Source organism: Pedobacter antarcticus, from assembly GCF_900112985.1.
Taxonomy (GTDB): Bacteria; Bacteroidota; Bacteroidia; order Sphingobacteriales; family Sphingobacteriaceae; genus Pedobacter; species Pedobacter antarcticus.
This window is the reverse complement of sequence record NZ_FONS01000009.1, coordinates 68,439-85,213: the sequence shown is the minus strand read 5'-3', so window position 1 is coordinate 85,213 and position 16,775 is coordinate 68,439. Positions and strand designations below refer to the sequence as shown.

Below are 16,775 nucleotides of genomic sequence, written 5' to 3'. Positions count from 1 at the left end.
AAATTTGGGTATTTTGTTTAGGAATTAGTCTATTTGTTTTAAGGACAAATTTAATGAATTAGATGCTAGGGTTATGGCAAATATTCTATTATAAACCATCATTAATCAGGCGACGTTCTTTTGCTTCTCCTATGTTTGTATAATATAATCTAAGTGAAGAAGGGCGAGAGCAGATTTTGCTTTAAATCCAAGCGGGGTAATCGGAATTTAAGGAAAGTAATGCACTTTCCGGCACTGGCTGCAATCAGGACTGATGAAAGATTCAGAGATATTTTCTTAAGAATAGTTTCAAGGCATGGGATTAAAATGAAGGCTATAGTTGCCATCCAAAGGAAATTATTGGAATTGACATACATATTATGGAAAAGTAATGCCTATTATGATTCAGAATATGAACGCAAAATAATCTCATCAGAAGTTATAACATTACCATAATTAAGGAAATAGCCCCAACACAGTTCCTTACAATTTTAAAGTGTATTAGCTTACTAGCTATTATGTCAGGATTTTACATGCATAATTTTAATAGATCTTCACTACAAAGTGACACGGATTTATTACCCAAATTAAGCTTATTTCATAGATTTAGAACCCATCTATGAGGCAGAGTAAGTTAATATTGGTAAATTGCGATATTTAACTTTTACATTTAAAACATGAAGGATAAGATCAATTTAAATATTTTCAAAGACTTTGTTCAATCAAGTAATTTTGGAGGTTTCCTCCTTTTTTTATGCGTAGTGATTTCAATGATAGTGGCAAATACATCAATGGCCGTTCCGCTACAAAATTTATTGGACACAAAGCTGGGGTATGAAAATGAAGCCATACACCTCAATTATTCCGTAAGTATGTGGATCAACGACGGATTGATGGCAATCTTTTTTCTGTTGGTAGGTCTGGAAATTAAGAGAGAAATTGTTGAAGGAGAACTCTCTTCTCCTAAAAAAGCAATCTTGCCTATCCTTGCTGCTATCGGTGGAGCAGTTGTCCCCGCATTGATTTATTTATATTTTAATTCAGGAACCCCGACAGCTTCCGGCTGGGGTATTCCCATGGCTACCGATATTGCTTTTGCATTGGCCGTAATTTCGCTGTTAGACAAAAGAGTACCAACCAGTTTAAAAATATTTTTAGCGGCTTTGGCGATAGTGGATGACCTCATAGCTATTTTAGTAATTGCCATTTTCTATTCATCCGGAATTGAGTTAGGCTATCTAGGCTATGCCGGAATTGGAATACTAGTACTGATTTTGATGAACCGATTCAATATTAAGAATCCCTATCTATATCTAATACCAGGAGTGTTTATATGGTATTTTGTGCATCATTCTGGCATTCATGCCACTATAGCAGGTGTACTGGTAGCGATGACCTTGCCAACCAATGATACAGAAGTTGAATCTCCGTTAGAGAAACTAGAACATGCACTTGTAAAACCTGTTAACTTTCTAATTATTCCCATTTTTGCATTCGCCAATACAAATATTACAATTCATCAGGAAATGATAGAAGGACTGACTTCCCCTTTAGGTTTAGGTATTTCACTGGGATTGATTTTTGGTAAGCCCATTGGCATTGTTGTAACCTCTTTGATATGCTCTAAATTAGGGATAGGTCAACTTCCTGCAAACAGTAACTTTATTCACATTATTGGCTTAGGATTATTAGCTGGAATAGGTTTTACAATGTCCATATTTATATCTATGCTTTCATTTGACAATCAGGTTTTCATTGAAGAGGCCAAGCTATCTGTTTTAATAACATCACTCATTGCGGGTATAATAGGATATGTGATTTTGAATTTATCAAGTAGAAGAAAGAGTAAGAAGACTGAAATTTAAATTCAGTCTTTTTTACTATAATATTTCTCCTTTAGCCATAAACTTGCCTTTACCAATAATATCAGTACCGGAACTTCTACCAGTGGGCCGATAACACCCACAAATGCCTGTGGCGAATGAATGCCGAAAATCGATATTGCTACGGCTATTGCTAATTCAAAATTGTTTCCTGTGGCTGTAAATGCGATGGATGCGTTTTTGTCGTAAGGAACTTTAAGAGATTTATTGATAAAGAAGCTCACGAAAAACATCAACACAAAATAGATGATTAGCGGTATGGCTACTTTTACTACATCCATTGGTAATTCCAATATTTTATCGCCTTTCAAGCTGAACATTAATACTATCGTAAACAGTAAAGCGTACAAGGTAATTGGCGATATTGCGGGGACGAATTTTCGGTTATACCATTCTATACCTTTTGATTTTATAAGGAAGTAACGGCTTAAAAAACCTGCTAGGAATGGAATACCTAAATATATCAATACGCTTTCGGTAACATCTTTCATGGATACGCTTACATTGAAATTGGCTAATCCTAATTTTGCAGGTAATACGTTGATGAATAACCAAACTAAAAAGCTGTAAGTAAATATCTGGAAGATGCTGTTTAATGCAACTAACATAGCTGTATATTCTCTGTTTGCTTTAGCTAAGTCACTCCAGACGATGACCATGGCAATACATCTTGCCAAACCGATAAGAATTAAGCCTGTCATATAATCGGGTTCGTTACGTAAAAACAAAACCGCTAATCCAAACATCAATAGCGTGCCGATTACCCAATTGAGCAATAAGGATATGCCAATTACTTTTTTATCTCTAAATGCTTTGGGCAATAAGGAATAATCAACCTTTGCCAAGGGGGGGTACATCATTAATATCAATCCTATTGCCAATGGAATATTGGTAGTGCCAACAGATAAGCTGTTGGTAACATTAGAAATATTGGGAAAGAAATGACCCAAACCCACGCCAATTGCCATTGCAAGGAATATCCATAAAGTAAGGTATCTGTCTAAGAATTTTAATTTTGGTTGCATTGCTAATTTGTAAGTTCTTTATATTGGTTTGATGTCAATAAGTCTTCTAATTCTGTAATGTCTTTTATTTCAATTTTAATCAACCAACCGTCTTTATAAGGATGGTCGTTTATGAGTGTTGGTGCTTTCAAAAGTAGTTCGTTCGTTTCAGTGATTTTACCCGATACAGGCATAAATAAATCACTGACCGTTTTAACTGCTTCAACAGAGCCGAATACTTCGTCCTGCTGAAAACTATATCCAACGTTTGGTAAATCCGCATATACGATTTCGCCCAATTCACTTTGCGCAAATTCTGTAATGCCTATTGTACCTGTGTTGTCCTGTATGCTTATCCAGGTATGTTCTTTTGAATACTTTCTTTCGGTTGGAAATTCCATTTTTATAAATTTTAGATTAGTAACCTCTTCTTAAATTTTCTGCGTATTCGTTTGGTAAAATGCTTTCTTCAACTGCTTTTGCAGCCCTTTCAATATCATAATCAAAGCGTATAAATTCTACACTGATACTATCTTTGTCCAACACAGAACTGTTTTCATTAATCGTAAACATTACATAACCGCCTCTTACATCGCTGTCCTTCGGTTTACCAACCGAACCGATATTAATGGCGTGTCTGAAATGATTTTGACCGTCAATACCCGAATTTAAAACTCTGTGATAAGGTTTGTGTGTGTGTCCGAAGCACATAATGTCTGCATCGGCTTGCTCCATAATGCGAAGCATACTTTTTTCCTCACGGTCTTCAAAAAGATATTCGTTTATTTTTCTCGGACTTCCGTGTACCAAAAGCAAATTCAATTTATCTTCATTCAGTTGAAATTCTACTTTGATATGGGCTGGAAGTGTACGCAAATACGCTCTTTCTTCATCTTTCATCAAAGAATTTGTGAATGAAATAGAAATATTTCCGTTATCTTTTTCACTGTCTGTTTTGTAGGCACAACCGCATTCGTTGCTCATTCTGCCAATGCCAAAATCGTAATTTCCGGCAATGGTTGGTATTCTCCTTTTACGGATTTCGTTTACCACTTCGTTTGGCCAAATATTATAGCCCACCAAATCGCCCAAACAATAAATACTGTCTGGTTTTCTTTTTTCAACATCTTCAAAAAATGCTTCTAATGCAGGTAAATTGGCGTGAATATCACTGAATAATGCTATTTTCATTTTGTCTAATTTTTATTGTTTAAATATTTTGTTTAAGATAACTTTAGATAAGATTAAATAAATACCCTAATAATGCTCCTCCAATAACCACAAAGGCACTATTTATTTTTTTGAATTTGAAAACTACGATCGCACTTATCATTGCAATTAATATCGTCCGCCAATCAGTAATAGTTTCTTTGCCCATTGTAAGACAAATAGCGGCTATGATTGCAACAGATGCCACATTGACCGCATCGAGAAAAATGGACAGTCCTTTAGATTGGCGCATTTTTTTCATCAAGGGATTTAGCAATGCTACTAAAATAAACGACGGCAGAAAAATAGCAATCGTAGAAATAACTGCTCCGGATAGTCCGTTGATTTGATAGCCAATAAACGTAACTGAAGAAAAAACAGGACCTGGGGTAAACTGTCCAACAGCAATAGCATCCATTAATTGCTGCCGGGTGAGTAAGCCCGTTGCAACTAATTCCGTATCTAAAAAGGCGAAAAGAACATAACCGCTTCCGTAGAGGATAGCACCAATTTTCAGGAATATCCAAAATAATTTGGTATTTGTTTCAGACAGTAAGGGGCTTTGTGCGATTTGTAAGAATGCGAGCGGGATAAAACTTTGGAGCGTATTTTTTGTATCCTGAAGGTAATACAAGGCCATTGCCAGCAATCCCGCTCCAAACATCAAATAGATTTCACTAATGCCGAATAATGACAGTACCAAAACAAGAATACCTACAACCGCCAAGAATGTGGACTTTACTGATTTCTTTGCTAATGGAAAAACAGCTCCTATGATAATAGCGATGATTGCAGGTTTGATACCGTAAATAAAGGGCTGTACTTCGGGCAATTGTCCGTATTGCTGATACAACCATGCAAATATCCCGGTAATGAAAACCGCAGGTAAAATAAAGCATAACCCTGCAAAGATTAATCCTTTCCAACCGCCTTTGTCATAGCCGATGTGTATCGCCATTTCTGTACTGTTGGGGCCAGGAATGAGATTAGTAGCTCCCAACAAATCCAAAAAATGCTGTTCGCTCATCCATTTTCTTTTCACTACTACCTCCTGCTGCATCATAGCAATATGAGCCGCGGGACCTCCAAAACCAATAAAACCGAGCTTTAGAAAGAGTTTGGCAATTTCCTTTATTTGAATATCACGCTCCATTTCTCATTACGATTTTATCAATAGACCAATTACCTCCGCCTTTGATTAACAAAAACATACTTCCCAAAAGCATCGCCCAATCCGTACGGCTGCCGTGCAGCAATTCCCAAATACCCTCGCTAGCCAAAATAGATGTTTTGGTCGTGGCAATGGCAACCAGCATAATGATGATGAGCGGAATACTTGCTAACCTTGTAAGCAACCCCAGCAAAATAAACGCTCCGCAAAGGATTTCAAATATGCCTACAAAACTTCCAAAAAATTCAGGCGATGGCAAGCCAATTTTTTCAAACCGTCCCGCTCCACGAATGGCAGGAAACAGCAATTTTTGAATGCCCTCCGATAAAAAAACACCTCCAACAATCAGTCGGATTATGATTGTTGTCTTTGAATTATCTGTATGAATGATTTTTGAAAACATAAAAATTCAATTTTAACAACATCCGCCACCTGGAGTACAAGCATTAGCATTATTTACAGGCAGTTCTGCCAAATTTTTCTTTACTTTTTCGGAAGGAATACCGCAGGCATCTTGAGCCAAACAAGCTGTTGTTTTATTTTTCAGTACAAATGTATCTCCGTTGAAATCCAAATCATACTTACCAATCGTTTCGCTTTGGTATTCCACTTCAATTTCCGCATCTTCTATGCCCAATTTTTCTTCGGATAGCTTGATGATGTTTAATAGCTTAGCTGGCTTTAATTTGTGCTCGAAATCGTCTGCATTCCATAATTGGAAGTTTACAACTTTTTCCGAACGGATTACGCCACCACAGTCTATAAAGTTTTTAGTAATTTGTCCCACTTCGGTAACGTGGAAATGTTCTGGAACTAAGGTTCCGTTTTCTAATTGAAATCCAACATTTACTAATGTTGGCAGGATTTCTTTAATTTTTGATAGCTTCATATTTCTGATATTAACTCAATAAATGTTATATTGCAATGTTACGATGATTTGGTGTTAAAAAAAAGCTTAACAGCATTCTTTACTATTTACATTCTCGACAAAAAAGCTATTGAGTTCCTTCTTAATCTCATTCCAGACTGTTTCATTAATACAGTAACATACACTAGTTCCTTCTATATTTCCTTTAATGATACCAATATTTTTCAGCTCTTTCAAGTGTTGTGAAATTGTCGCTTGTGCCAATCCCAATTCTTCTACAAGATCATTACAGATGCAGGCATTTTGTTTAATGATATGTTGCAGTATAGCTATACGAGCAGGATGAGCCAGTGCCTTTAAAATACTAGCTAAATGGTTCTGCTGTTCTGTAAAAATTTCGGTTTTTGTGACACCCATCAGTTTTATAAAAATAAATATATCGCAATATTACGATAATAAATTTAAACAGCAATAATTTTTTTTAAAATTATTGCTGTAGTTGTAATATTAAACTTGGGTATTCCGATGCTATTTATTAGTCATTACTTTGTAGGTAGGATCTTCAATAATATTCACATCAATAACTGTTTCTGCATTTTTAAGTAATTGCCTGCAATCTTGGCTTAAATGACGTAAATGTAGTTTTTTACCTTCCTTGTGATACTTCTCCGTAATTTTATTTAAAGCTTCAATAGCAGACATATCAACTACTTTACTTTCCTTAAAATCAATTACAACTTCATTCGGGTCATTTAGTACGTCAAATTTTTCAATAAATGCGGCAGTAGAACCAAAGAAGAGCGGCCCAAAAATTTCGTAATGCTTTACACCATCTTCATCTACATATTTTCTTGCACGTATTCTTTTAGCACTCTCCCAGGCAAATACTAGAGCCGAAATGACTACACCAATCAAAACCGCTAAAGCTAAGTTGTGCAATACTATGGTTATAACTGCTACCAACATGCCAATAAAAATATCGTGTCGAGGCATTTTATTAATAATTCGAAAGCTGACCCACTCAAATGTACCTATAGCTACCATCATCATCACCCCGACTAATGCCGCCATTGGAATTTGCTCGATTACAGGACCAGCAACAAGAATGATCAATAAGATTGCTATGGCTGCAACTATTGAAGAAAGTCTGGCTCTTCCTCCAGCTCCTACATTCACTAAAGTCTGGGCAACCATTGCACATCCACCCATTCCTCCGAAGAAACCGTTGGTGATATTGGCTATACCTTGTGCGGCAGCCTCACGGTTAGATTGTCCTTTTGTGCCGGTTATTTCATCAACCATATTAAGCGTTAACAGACTTTCAATCAATCCAACCCCTGCCATTACCAAGGCATAAGGGAAAATAATTTTCAATGTTTCCAGAGTAAAAGGAATAGCAGGGATGTGAAATGAAGGTAAAGAGCCTCCTACAGAGGCGATATCAATAACTTTTTTAGTATCGATGCCGAAAAAATATACAATACCAAAGACAACTATTATTGCTACTAAAGATGCAGGAACCGCTTTTGTAAATTTTGGCAATATAAATACGATGGCTATAGTTAATAATGTCAATCCAGCCATTAGATAAAGCGCCGGCCCCTGCATCCAACCTTCTATCCCGTTTTCTACAACTTTAAATTGAGCTACCTGTGCCATGAAAATGATTACTGCAAGGCCGTTTAAAAAACCATACATTACTGGTTGTGGGATCAGGCGGACAAATTTACCCAGTTTAAAAATTCCTACTGAAAATTGCAGTACACCTGCTAATATAACCGCAGCAAAAAGATATTCCACACCGTGTGATGCTGCCAATGCGATAAGTACTACTACCGTTGCTCCGGCTCCCCCAGAAACCATTCCGGGTCTGCCTCCCAAAATTGCAGTAACAATACCCATTAAAAAAGCTGCATAAAGCCCTGTCAAAGGCGAAAGCCCTGCCAGAATAGCAAAGGATAAAGACTCAGGTATCATGGTCATAGCCACCGCAAGACCCGCAAGAATTTCGTTTTTGTAATTAATTTTCTGTTTGAAATCAAACAGATTAATAACTTTCTGCATAAAAAAGTATGTTTAAATATTAAAAATGTAAATAAAAAAGAGATGCACCAAAAGAAAAAACCTTTGGGTACGATAAAAAAGCCAATAAATTAAAATTGGGAAATATAACAGTTAGCCTAAGATCAAGGCGGAGTAACTTGGGATGATATTTGTACTGTTCTTTTCATTGAGTGGTGCAAAAGTACAATTTATAGTTATTGTACACAATTTAACACCAAAAAAACTAAAAAAAATTGTTTTACAACACAGAATCTTTTCTTTGGTCGCTGTGTGAAAAGAAAAGAAGTCATTACCAAAAACAAAAAATGGGATACTGAATATCCCACGCAAAAAACTCGCAACCTGTTTGGTAAAATGTAAGGAAATGGAATTGTGAGCCGGTGCATTTTTGCAAAGTGATTGCATCCGCTTTAAACCGCAAAAATGCGTTTCCGACCGTAGGGAGGAATTGCATTTTTGCCCGCCGATTTCGGCTTTTAGGCAACTTTTATCGGGTGGGTGCGGAAATCTTTCAGATTGTGAAAAAATCCTTTGTATTCAGTCATTCCCCTGCGAAACAAGTTCCATAACAAAGAACAACCCATTTGTGTAAGCGATGAATTGATAAACAAATCTTGGTGTTCCAACGCTTCAGCAAGTGAGCAACTTGGCGTGCTGTCCTCTTGTTCAGATTGCTTCAATAGTTCGCCAAATTCATCGGTAACAAATGGCAGGCTTGCCACCGTTTCGTACTTTTCAGAATTTGGTTGTTTTATCTCTCCGATGGTGGATAATATAACTTGCCCTGTGTGTTGGCTATTTCCAAAGTCAACCCAATATTTTGGCTCATCTTGATAGTGTCTGCGGTAGCTTATTTCTTTTAAAATTTCAGCAACGCCAAACCTTGCCTGTACGCCATCCACACAAGTAATGGTAATAACTGCCCTTGCTTCTTCGGGCAATCTGCCAAAATTATCTTTTTCAAATTTTACCGTTTCGGCTTTCCAATTTGTACCTGCCCAACGGTTGCATCGGTTGATTAAAGCAACGGATTTGTATAATCCTGTTTCACTTTCTGCAAAACGCTGTCTGCCCAAATTGGCACTTGTGATAACATCATCATCCCAAAGGCGGACACTTGTAACCCTGCGTGTTCCAATGCTATCAAACTTTCGTTTATTTCCATTAAGGCGGTCAATACTTTTGAACCTGTGCCACCTGCTCCGATAAGGTTTACCGAAATCGGATTGGTTGGATTGAGCAGGTAATTATCTGTAAAATGTACTGCTGTTTTTGCTGTATTCATCACAATAGATTTTTAAGGGTTTTATTGTTCTTTTTCAATACCTCTTTACGAAAGGGTTTATCTGTGTTGATAAGGTCTTTCCAAAGGGTTACAATGTTTTTTCTTGTCACGTTTTCGCATAATGAATGACTGAAATAGGAATTGAAAAAATAATGTTCCCACGCCTGTATAAATTCCTCAACCGAAGCCGAATTTTTGACGTCAATACCCACAGTACCCATACATACATTGCCTTTTTCGTAGATATTGAAGAAAGGTGCATAATGCAAAGGCGTTTTCTCGGTGGGTCTTCTGTCGTTTGCCAAAGCAAATACAGAAAGGCTGTTTTTGCTTGCCAACCAAAGCATTGGCGGTACTTGTGCTTTTCCGTTGGGTATGCCCAAACTGTCCACAAAATAAAGTTGTCTTTGCTTTGCTTTCGTGTACCATAATACCGTGGCTTTTTCAGCACTCGGATTGATATGCAGAATATTAGTGGGCAATATCCCTTTTGGTTTTAAAAAAGCTTGGTTCTTTTCATCATCGGTCTGTAAGGACTTAGCCAATACATTGGCTTCTTTTACAGTTAATGGATGCGCATTGATAGGTATTCCATTGTTGTCCATATCAAAATGCTCCACGAACATATCGGTATCTTTTCCATTGGCTTCGTAGAAAACTAAAGCAGATTTTGGATGGTACAATGTGCCGAAGTCTTTGGTTATGTCGTTTAAGGTGTTCATTTTTCTATCGTTTTGTATTCATATAATAATCCACTCAAATCATTCAATAAACCAAATAAACGGTTCTCAAAATCAAGGTTTGCTGTTGGTATTTCACTTCCGTCAAATCGCTTGGAAATAGTAGGTTCTGCCATTGCTCCGTACTCGTTAAATTCATTGTTGATGGTATCTGAAAGACTTTCGTACAACCAGCCTTTAGTATCTGCAATAAATGAAATGTATTTTTCCATTCCGATTATTTCATTCTCGTCATCATCATTATAAGGGTCTTCTTCGGATATTGGTGCGTTTCGGAAAATGCTTGCATTCGGATATTCAGTAAAAAGGTCAAACGCATTACAAGCCACTTGCCAGCATCCGTTATCGAACGCATCAGCAATTTTAAATCGGTTCAAACGCTGTTCAAATACCTTTAGATTGATACGGTTAAATAGCTTTTTTTCTATTTTATCGCCAATGTATTCGGCATTTCTCAATTCACGTTTGTTGGTTTCGGTTTCTGCCGTTTCCTCGTCTTGTTCCACCCAATCTGTCATCATTTCGTACAACCAATATAGATAACTTTCTTCCTGCCTGTAATACGGAATTTGAGCGATATGATACAGATAACTACATACCGATAGTAAAAGCTGTGCGGTCTTTTTACGCTTTGGGTCTTTGAGCATTTTAAAGAGTGGCACAACGGGAATGTAATACAAGGTTGTTCCTGTGTTGTATCGTTCCTCGCCTATAAAATAGGTTTTCCTGCTATCCTTTACCAATCTGAAACCATCCCAATTGCTGTTGGTACGCTTTACTTTGTTTTCCATATCCCACATAGCCAATGTTATATTGTAGGGAAACTTAAAACTGTTGGTCTGCATTGGTTCAATCCTGTAATGCTTGGCAAGTTTGGAAAGGGACTTGTAAAAATCCCTCTCCGTTTTCTGACAAGCCTGTACGGATGATGCCGTTTTTAGTTTGGGCAGAAACGTACACTTTAGAATACCATTGGTAGCATTGCTATTGGTACGGATTTCTGCTTGTCTTTCTGCACTTGGTTTGCGTCCTTTGGTCTTTGCATCAAATTGGCGAACTCGCCCAACTGTCGGTGCAATTGCCGTTGTCGTTTCTGTTCGGGTATGCTGATAGTTCCCGATATGATGTTGCGTTGCATAATTCATCGCTTTAATATTTGGTTAACCTTTCGTACCCATTACACTCTCAAACTTGTACTCGACTGCATCGTCTTTTATTTGTGGTGCAGATACTTTTGCCGTTGTCAAAATCGGGTACATATTGGCGTAAAAATTCATTACGGCTTCCACGCTCCAACGTGGTTCGGGGTCGGTCAGTCTGATGTCCTGTCCTTTATCTTTGAGTATAAACACTCGCTCTAATTGGGTTGCTAATAACATAACTTTCTAATTTTGGGGTTAACACTTTTATTCTTCTTCGTCCGCTTCATCAATAGGATAATCGTCCGCAACTGCTTCCGCTTGTAGAAGTTTGGGTTTTGTTTCGTCAATTGCTCCGAAAAGGCTCGGCGTGGCAAACTTGTCTGATAATGAGGTTTTGCGTTTGCGTATCTCGTCTGCTTTTTCGGGAAACTCCGTTATATCGGGAACTTTTATCCACGCTTCACGGAATTTGCCCTCTTTCTCCAACTCGTCCGCCTTTGCCATTGCATCTTTAAACTTCTTGTCTTTGACTTCTTTTTCTTTTTTCTCTTTTTCGGTTTTTGCTTTCTCGATTGCCGATTGTGCTTTGGCTTCATCAAGTTGCTTTTGAAATTTCTCCATATCCACCATTAAGCTCGATACCTTTTGTATAGGTGTGGTTATCTGCTCAAAAAATCCCTCGTCAAACTCCTGGGGTGTGGCGTTAAAGGTCAATGGTGGAATTAGGTTTTTTGCACTATCTCCGCATTGTTCGTTATTGAGCAATACTGTTACAATTAGGTTGCTTTCTATTCCTTTTGAAATGTTCAGTTGTAATACTCCTGTAAAGTCTAACTGCTGTATCTGATTGAAAAAATTGGTGTTCATCGTTCTAAAATTTTAATTGTTAATACTTTTTTCTTTTTTAAGTTTCTCGTGCATATCTGCCCAATATTCCTGTCTTTCCTTGTCTGTTTCTGTTGGTGGGTCGTGCTGATATTCTTTATACCAACCTGTTTGTTGAATAGCTTTTATGAGGTCGGTAACTTCAATCCAATTCCCTTTTTTATCTATGATTTTCATCGTACTTGGCTTTAAGTGTTATTTGCTGATTTCCGCTATTTGGTCAATCCTACCATAAATGATACTTCTAAGACTTGTTTTGTCGGGAGCGTTGTATTCTGCCCAACTGCCGTACTGCTTTACGATATAGGATTTTAAAACATCCTAGAAACCAAAACGATAACCCATAAGCGGGACGGCTCTTTTGAAATAGGCGTTTCGGTTTACTGCTTCGGCAAGCCAATTTTTTTCGGCTCGGTTCAACTTGTCGCCTTTGTTCAGTTTTTCCCTTAATAGGTAAACCTTTGCATTTTGCAGGGTTGCCAATTCGGGTACATCTTGGCGTACAAACTTTGTAGCTATTGTTCTTGTTTCCATTGCCTTTGGTTTTAAGTTTCTTGAATTTTAATTTTCCGCTCCAACAAGTTTTCTAATATCTCGTAATCGCTTTCGTAATCATTACCCTCAAAATGGTAGGTTTCGTTTTCTTCATCAAATTCGTATTGCTCAAAATCCACGTCTTCCAAATAAACATCTGTGAGTAGCTTGTCATAAAATGTTGCCCTGCCATATACAAGATTGCCCATTTCTTCATAGTCGTGTGTGAAATTCACTTCGTAATGCTCCGCTATCTTTTGAATGATTTCCATATTTGGTGACCACTTTGTTTCATATTGAAATTGTCCTTCATCGCCTTCATTCCAATAGATATTGAAGAAATAACCACCATTATCTTTAGAAATAAATTCGGGTAATTGTCCTTCTTCGATTTTTTCTTCCTTTTCCTTCATTGATTGAAAAAGTTCCTGTATTGCTGTGATTGTTTCGGGTTTCCCCTCGAATACAACTGTATTACTGCACCAATTTGCCATAACTTTTGTTTTTAGTAGGCTACCACCGATTAAAGCGGTAGCCTGTTGTTATTTAATTAAGGTTTAGGGTTTCTGCACCATCTAAAGCAAAACCATTACACAATTCAAATGCTTTCTGTGATTTGAGTTGAGCAGTGCCACCCAATACAATGCTCTGCAACTTGGCTTCATCATTCTTGTAATTTCTTACGTTCTGATAGTAACCTGTAACCGCATTATAAGCTCCGAACAATGTTCCTTTTGTCGTATCCATTTGTTGGGTGTCGCTTATCATTGCGTATGCAAAAGCATCTTCAACGGTGTTTTTGAACACGGTTGAAATTTCATCTTCCGCACCTTTTTTGATTAAATCAAAGGTTTCCTTATTCGGGCAAAGTGCCAATTGAATTAGCTTTTTAACCTCTCGGTCTGTTACCTTTACTTTTGCCCATTCATTGAAAATTCCCTCTAATTGGTTGCTCAATGTGTTGGCAAGTCCCATAATCTTGTGAGCGTTCTCGATACGTCCTTTTGCTCCCGAAGTGTGTTTGATACGGACAACATTGGTCATATTGCGTAATGAAGCGTTTAAGGTATTTTGGCAAACGATACGGATTGGTGTAAATGCGGCTGTGATACTTCCGCTACCATCATGCGAAGTGGTTAGGAAAATGTATTTTTCCGTAACATCATCGCCATTGCCTACACGGATATAGTCAGGCAGTTTGGCTGTGATAAAAATACGTTCTCCGTTGCCTAATGCTCCTGCGGTTTCGTACAGAATGCCCTCGCCACCACCTACAATAGCATCAAAGAAATTAAAGGCTTCACGGTTTTGTACGATATGGTAATCCTTGCCGACTACTCCCAATACCTTATTGTTATCGGTGCGAATGTTGGCGAAATAGTTAGGAACTTCTAATTCTCTACTGCCTATCTCTATACCGTTAGCCGTTTCGATAATGCCCGAACCTTTGGTAAAAAGTGGGGATTTTACGACTTCGTAATCTAACCCTGCGTGTTTGATAGCTTCCTCGCTTGTCGGGTATTGCTTCACGATTTGCCCCAAGTTGTGCCATGCTTTTTGTTGTACGCTAAAAAATGAATAACGTCCTGTTCTCTCGTTAAAATTGATATTATGTGCCATAATGTTAGAAATTTTGATGTTAAAAATGATTGAATGTTCTTGATTAAAATGGGAGGTCGTCTTCTGCCTTGCTATTGTTTGTGCTTGTGGTAGCTTGTGCCGTTTCCGATTTTTTGCCACCTCCGTGCAATTTGATTTGAGAGGTATGGAAATTCAGTCCTGCTCTTGGTTCTCCATCATTACCTGTCCACGCTCTTGTGCTTACTCGTCCCGATAGTTCTACCAAAGTACCTTTTGTGAGTAGCTTGGCTACATTCGGGGTTATCCAATAGGAGCAATCGAAATAGGTTGTTTGCTCTATGCGTTCGCCCTGTTTGTTACGGTAGCTGTCGTTGGTCGCTACTGAAAAGTTTACTACTTGTTTGTCCTGTGACGTTATGCGTACTTCCGCATCCCTTGTCAATCTTCCTGTGATGTTCATATTCTTTAATTTTTAGTTATTGATTTTGATTTTTTTTTGATTTATTCGGCAATGAGAGGAGGTGCTGTTTCGTTTCATTACCATTTCCAATGTTTTTAATCTTCATATCTGACATTTTTTTTTATTCGTTTAAAGAGCCGGAGTATGCTATGTTTCGTTTCACGAGCATAAAAGGTTCGTGTTTAGCATCACCAAGGTTTTGGAAAAAAATACTACCCAACGGGTGGAGATTATTTTCCAAACTTGCTTGACCTTTGTGATGCGTTAAGAACACGGAAATACCTTTGCTCTTGAAATGGGACAAAAAAGCATACGGGTCTTTGGATAAAATGAATGTGGAAGCCAAGAAGATGGCATTGAGAAATGGTTTTCAGTGAATTGAAATAACACTTCCAATTCGCTGAATTTTTAAAACACTTTTTTAAAGCGGTGGGTTATCAAAGCCACACTAGCAGAGGATTAGAAAATGTATTTGTGTGGGAGGCGTAGATGGCAACATTTTTTAATCTTCTGTTCCAGAAGTAGCCGAAAAGCTCTTTTACAGAAAGGGAATAGCAGAGCGAAGTAAATGTGCTTTGGCTATAAAATATGGGCATAAAAAAAGCAGAACCGTTAAGTTCTGCTAGTAATTATCAAATTGTGATTAACTATATAACCTGTAAAAACGCTTCTTCAATCTCCTTAAATTTAGGAGCTACTAAATCCATATCCTTACTAATCTTTTGGCTGGTAATTTTAGCATAAATCTGTGTAGTTGAAATGTTTTTATGTCCCATCATTTTGCTAAGGCTTTCAAGAGGTACGCCTTCGGTCAAAAACATCGTTCCAAATGTGTGTCTTGCGGTGTGAAAAGTTACTTTTTGTTCTGTAATAATTTCAGCTTTTTCAATTAATTTGCCAATGTGAGTATTGCAGGTTACATTAGTTGGAACTGGAAAGATAAACTCATTACGAGTGCTACCGAGGTATTTTTCTATAATACGTTTTGGGATTTCCATTAATCGAACATTAGAAGCAATATCTGATTTTTTTCTTCTGCTGATGATCCATTGATGGCCATCGAAGAAAGACTGAATATTGTTCCTTGTTAGTTTTTTAATATCCGCATAAGCAAGTCCGGTAAAACAACTGAAAATAAAAAGATCTTTCACAAGCTCATACCGTGGGTGGGGCGGTGCACACATCATCAGTTTTTCTACATCTTCTTTAAGAATATAACCCCTGTCGGTTTCTTCCATATTAATTTCATAATCTTGAAACGGATTATCACGTATCAAACCTTTTTTTATAGCCAATTCTACCAGACTTAGTACGGGCATCGTGTAAACCCAAACCGTATTATGTGTAGATTGTAAATCGTACCGAAGATAAAAATCGAATTCCCTAATAAAATCTCCAGTCAATTCCCGAAAGGCCATATCATCACGATGATAGCGTTCTTTGATAAAAGTGGTAAGATGATTATAAACCGTGATGTACTTGTTGTAGGTGCTTTGTGAACGTTCTTCCTTGTCAACTAATTTTTTAAAATCCTCATTTTTATCGTTAAAGACTTTTAGAATTGCATCATCCATTACACCAACACCCAAGAATGAGAGCTTTACTTTTTGGGAAGTAGCAAAGCCCTCGTGTTTCAGCATATCTTCATAAATTTTGTCGATACGCCCACGTATGTTATCCAACTTTTTATTAATATTTAAAGCTGTTGCGCTTTTGCCCTCAACTCTTCCATATTTTAGATCCCAATTGCTAGGGTCAATTTCTAACTTTGTCCCAAAAGTTTTAGGTGTTCCGTCAATGGTAATACGTGCCATAATTGGAGCATTACCATTTTTTTTCAGTTCGTTCTTTTTCAAGTAGAAAAGCAGTTTGAACGTTGATTTTTTTGTCTGCGTCATAACTCAAATGTTTAATGTTTAAAATTAATTTACATTGAGTTACAAGGAAATATAAAAATAAGTGCAAAACAC

At 37.4% G+C, this 16,775-nt stretch carries 22 protein-coding genes; 2 read left to right on the top strand and 20 right to left on the bottom strand.

Going from position 1 to position 16,775, the window contains the following annotated elements:
- Positions 1-153 precede the first annotated feature (153 nt).
- A complete protein-coding gene (locus tag BM192_RS16350; RefSeq protein ID WP_262496547.1) occupies positions 154-435 on the top strand; it encodes a transposase in 282 nt (93 codons plus the stop codon).
- A 221-nt stretch (positions 436-656) separates the two neighbouring features.
- On the top strand, positions 657-1,844 hold the full coding sequence (nhaA, locus tag BM192_RS16345) for a Na+/H+ antiporter NhaA (protein WP_002978293.1): 1,188 nt from the start codon (positions 657-659) through the stop codon (positions 1,842-1,844).
- A 2-nt stretch (positions 1,845-1,846) separates the two neighbouring features.
- Here nhaA and arsB read toward each other — a convergent pair whose 3' ends face one another.
- The 20 genes from arsB to BM192_RS16250 form a co-directional block, all read right to left on the bottom strand.
- Positions 1,847-2,887 carry an ACR3 family arsenite efflux transporter gene (gene arsB / locus BM192_RS16340; protein ID WP_002978295.1) on the bottom strand — a complete coding sequence of 347 codons (1,041 nt, stop codon included), beginning with the start codon at positions 2,885-2,887 and terminating at the stop codon, positions 1,847-1,849.
- A gap of 2 nt (positions 2,888-2,889) precedes the next feature.
- Entirely contained in the window at positions 2,890-3,267 is a 378-nt protein-coding gene (gene gcvH, locus BM192_RS16335; RefSeq protein ID WP_002978297.1) for a glycine cleavage system protein GcvH, read from the bottom strand.
- 16 nt (positions 3,268-3,283) lie between these two features.
- Positions 3,284-4,057 carry a metallophosphoesterase family protein gene (locus tag BM192_RS16330; protein WP_002978299.1) on the bottom strand — a complete coding sequence of 258 codons (774 nt, stop codon included), beginning with the start codon at positions 4,055-4,057 and terminating at the stop codon, positions 3,284-3,286.
- Between the two features lie 43 nt (positions 4,058-4,100).
- Complete coding sequence (chrA, locus tag BM192_RS16325; protein ID WP_002978301.1) at positions 4,101-5,228, bottom strand: chromate efflux transporter; 1,128 nt, start codon at positions 5,226-5,228, stop codon at positions 4,101-4,103.
- The gene (locus BM192_RS16320) at positions 5,218-5,649 is read right to left on the bottom strand and encodes a DoxX family protein (RefSeq protein WP_002978304.1); all 432 of its coding nucleotides are present in this window, start codon (positions 5,647-5,649) and stop codon (positions 5,218-5,220) included. The genes chrA and BM192_RS16320 overlap by 11 nt, the downstream gene beginning before the upstream one ends.
- Positions 5,650-5,661: 12 nt before the next feature.
- Positions 5,662-6,135 (bottom strand): DUF6428 family protein, encoded by a 474-nt coding sequence (locus BM192_RS16315; protein WP_002978305.1) that lies wholly within the window; start codon positions 6,133-6,135, stop codon positions 5,662-5,664.
- Between the two features lie 66 nt (positions 6,136-6,201).
- The gene (locus BM192_RS16310; protein ID WP_002978307.1) at positions 6,202-6,531 is read right to left on the bottom strand and encodes an ArsR/SmtB family transcription factor; all 330 of its coding nucleotides are present in this window, start codon (positions 6,529-6,531) and stop codon (positions 6,202-6,204) included.
- A 111-nt stretch (positions 6,532-6,642) separates the two neighbouring features.
- Complete coding sequence (locus BM192_RS16305; RefSeq protein WP_002978310.1) at positions 6,643-8,178, bottom strand: SulP family inorganic anion transporter; 1,536 nt, start codon at positions 8,176-8,178, stop codon at positions 6,643-6,645.
- A 476-nt stretch (positions 8,179-8,654) separates the two neighbouring features.
- Entirely contained in the window at positions 8,655-9,269 is a 615-nt protein-coding gene (locus tag BM192_RS16300; RefSeq protein ID WP_234797581.1) for a PRTRC system ThiF family protein, read from the bottom strand.
- On the bottom strand, positions 9,197-9,463 hold the full coding sequence (locus tag BM192_RS21160; protein WP_234797576.1) for a ubiquitin-activating E1 family protein: 267 nt from the start codon (positions 9,461-9,463) through the stop codon (positions 9,197-9,199). Before BM192_RS21160 ends, BM192_RS16300 begins: the two co-directional genes overlap by 73 nt.
- Positions 9,463-10,185: a PRTRC system protein B gene (locus BM192_RS16295; RefSeq protein WP_037438463.1), complete on the bottom strand. Its 723-nt coding sequence runs from the start codon at positions 10,183-10,185 to the stop codon at positions 9,463-9,465. Before BM192_RS16295 ends, BM192_RS21160 begins: the two co-directional genes overlap by 1 nt.
- Positions 10,182-11,348: a hypothetical protein gene (locus BM192_RS16290; RefSeq protein WP_037438462.1), complete on the bottom strand. Its 1,167-nt coding sequence runs from the start codon at positions 11,346-11,348 to the stop codon at positions 10,182-10,184. The genes BM192_RS16295 and BM192_RS16290 overlap by 4 nt, the downstream gene beginning before the upstream one ends.
- Positions 11,349-11,363: 15 nt before the next feature.
- Positions 11,364-11,582, bottom strand: a complete 219-nt coding sequence (locus BM192_RS16285; protein WP_037438461.1) for a PRTRC system protein C — start codon at positions 11,580-11,582, stop codon at positions 11,364-11,366.
- Positions 11,583-11,609: 27 nt separating this feature from the next.
- The gene (locus BM192_RS16280) at positions 11,610-12,212 is read right to left on the bottom strand and encodes a PRTRC system protein E (RefSeq protein WP_037438460.1); all 603 of its coding nucleotides are present in this window, start codon (positions 12,210-12,212) and stop codon (positions 11,610-11,612) included.
- Between the two features lie 12 nt (positions 12,213-12,224).
- Entirely contained in the window at positions 12,225-12,407 is a 183-nt protein-coding gene (locus BM192_RS16275) for a hypothetical protein (protein ID WP_037438459.1), read from the bottom strand.
- A 144-nt stretch (positions 12,408-12,551) separates the two neighbouring features.
- Positions 12,552-12,764, bottom strand: coding sequence for a hypothetical protein (locus BM192_RS21405; protein WP_228459901.1), 213 nt, complete (start codon positions 12,762-12,764; stop codon positions 12,552-12,554).
- 11 nt (positions 12,765-12,775) lie between these two features.
- Complete coding sequence (locus tag BM192_RS16265) at positions 12,776-13,258, bottom strand: DUF1281 family ferredoxin-like fold protein (RefSeq protein WP_037438458.1); 483 nt, start codon at positions 13,256-13,258, stop codon at positions 12,776-12,778.
- Positions 13,259-13,310: 52 nt separating this feature from the next.
- Entirely contained in the window at positions 13,311-14,384 is a 1,074-nt protein-coding gene (locus BM192_RS16260; protein ID WP_037438457.1) for a DUF932 domain-containing protein, read from the bottom strand.
- 43 nt (positions 14,385-14,427) lie between these two features.
- Positions 14,428-14,805: a single-stranded DNA-binding protein gene (locus BM192_RS16255; protein ID WP_037438456.1), complete on the bottom strand. Its 378-nt coding sequence runs from the start codon at positions 14,803-14,805 to the stop codon at positions 14,428-14,430.
- Positions 14,806-15,452: 647 nt separating this feature from the next.
- Positions 15,453-16,703, bottom strand: a complete 1,251-nt coding sequence (locus tag BM192_RS16250) for a site-specific integrase (protein ID WP_037438455.1) — start codon at positions 16,701-16,703, stop codon at positions 15,453-15,455.
- Positions 16,704-16,775: the final 72 nt, after the last annotated feature.

Coding starts and splice junctions, on each gene's coding strand:
- nhaA (WP_002978293.1), top strand. CDS start 657: ATGAAGGATAAGATCAATTTAAATATTTTCAAAGACTTTGTTCAATCA.
- arsB (WP_002978295.1), bottom strand. CDS start 2,887: ATGCAACCAAAATTAAAATTCTTAGACAGATACCTTACTTTATGGATA.
- gcvH (WP_002978297.1), bottom strand. CDS start 3,267: ATGGAATTTCCAACCGAAAGAAAGTATTCAAAAGAACATACCTGGATA.
- BM192_RS16330 (WP_002978299.1), bottom strand. CDS start 4,057: ATGAAAATAGCATTATTCAGTGATATTCACGCCAATTTACCTGCATTA.
- chrA (WP_002978301.1), bottom strand. CDS start 5,228: ATGGAGCGTGATATTCAAATAAAGGAAATTGCCAAACTCTTTCTAAAG.
- BM192_RS16320 (WP_002978304.1), bottom strand. CDS start 5,649: ATGTTTTCAAAAATCATTCATACAGATAATTCAAAGACAACAATCATA.
- BM192_RS16315 (WP_002978305.1), bottom strand. CDS start 6,135: ATGAAGCTATCAAAAATTAAAGAAATCCTGCCAACATTAGTAAATGTT.
- BM192_RS16310 (WP_002978307.1), bottom strand. CDS start 6,531: ATGGGTGTCACAAAAACCGAAATTTTTACAGAACAGCAGAACCATTTA.
- BM192_RS16305 (WP_002978310.1), bottom strand. CDS start 8,178: ATGCAGAAAGTTATTAATCTGTTTGATTTCAAACAGAAAATTAATTAC.
- BM192_RS21160 (WP_234797576.1), bottom strand. CDS start 9,463: ATGAATACAGCAAAAACAGCAGTACATTTTACAGATAATTACCTGCTC.
- BM192_RS16295 (WP_037438463.1), bottom strand. CDS start 10,185: ATGAACACCTTAAACGACATAACCAAAGACTTCGGCACATTGTACCAT.
- BM192_RS16290 (WP_037438462.1), bottom strand. CDS start 11,348: ATGAATTATGCAACGCAACATCATATCGGGAACTATCAGCATACCCGA.
- BM192_RS16285 (WP_037438461.1), bottom strand. CDS start 11,582: ATGTTATTAGCAACCCAATTAGAGCGAGTGTTTATACTCAAAGATAAA.
- BM192_RS16280 (WP_037438460.1), bottom strand. CDS start 12,212: ATGAACACCAATTTTTTCAATCAGATACAGCAGTTAGACTTTACAGGA.
- BM192_RS16275 (WP_037438459.1), bottom strand. CDS start 12,407: ATGAAAATCATAGATAAAAAAGGGAATTGGATTGAAGTTACCGACCTC.
- BM192_RS21405 (WP_228459901.1), bottom strand. CDS start 12,764: ATGGAAACAAGAACAATAGCTACAAAGTTTGTACGCCAAGATGTACCC.
- BM192_RS16265 (WP_037438458.1), bottom strand. CDS start 13,258: ATGGCAAATTGGTGCAGTAATACAGTTGTATTCGAGGGGAAACCCGAA.
- BM192_RS16260 (WP_037438457.1), bottom strand. CDS start 14,384: ATGGCACATAATATCAATTTTAACGAGAGAACAGGACGTTATTCATTT.
- BM192_RS16255 (WP_037438456.1), bottom strand. CDS start 14,805: ATGAACATCACAGGAAGATTGACAAGGGATGCGGAAGTACGCATAACG.
- BM192_RS16250 (WP_037438455.1), bottom strand. CDS start 16,703: ATGACGCAGACAAAAAAATCAACGTTCAAACTGCTTTTCTACTTGAAA.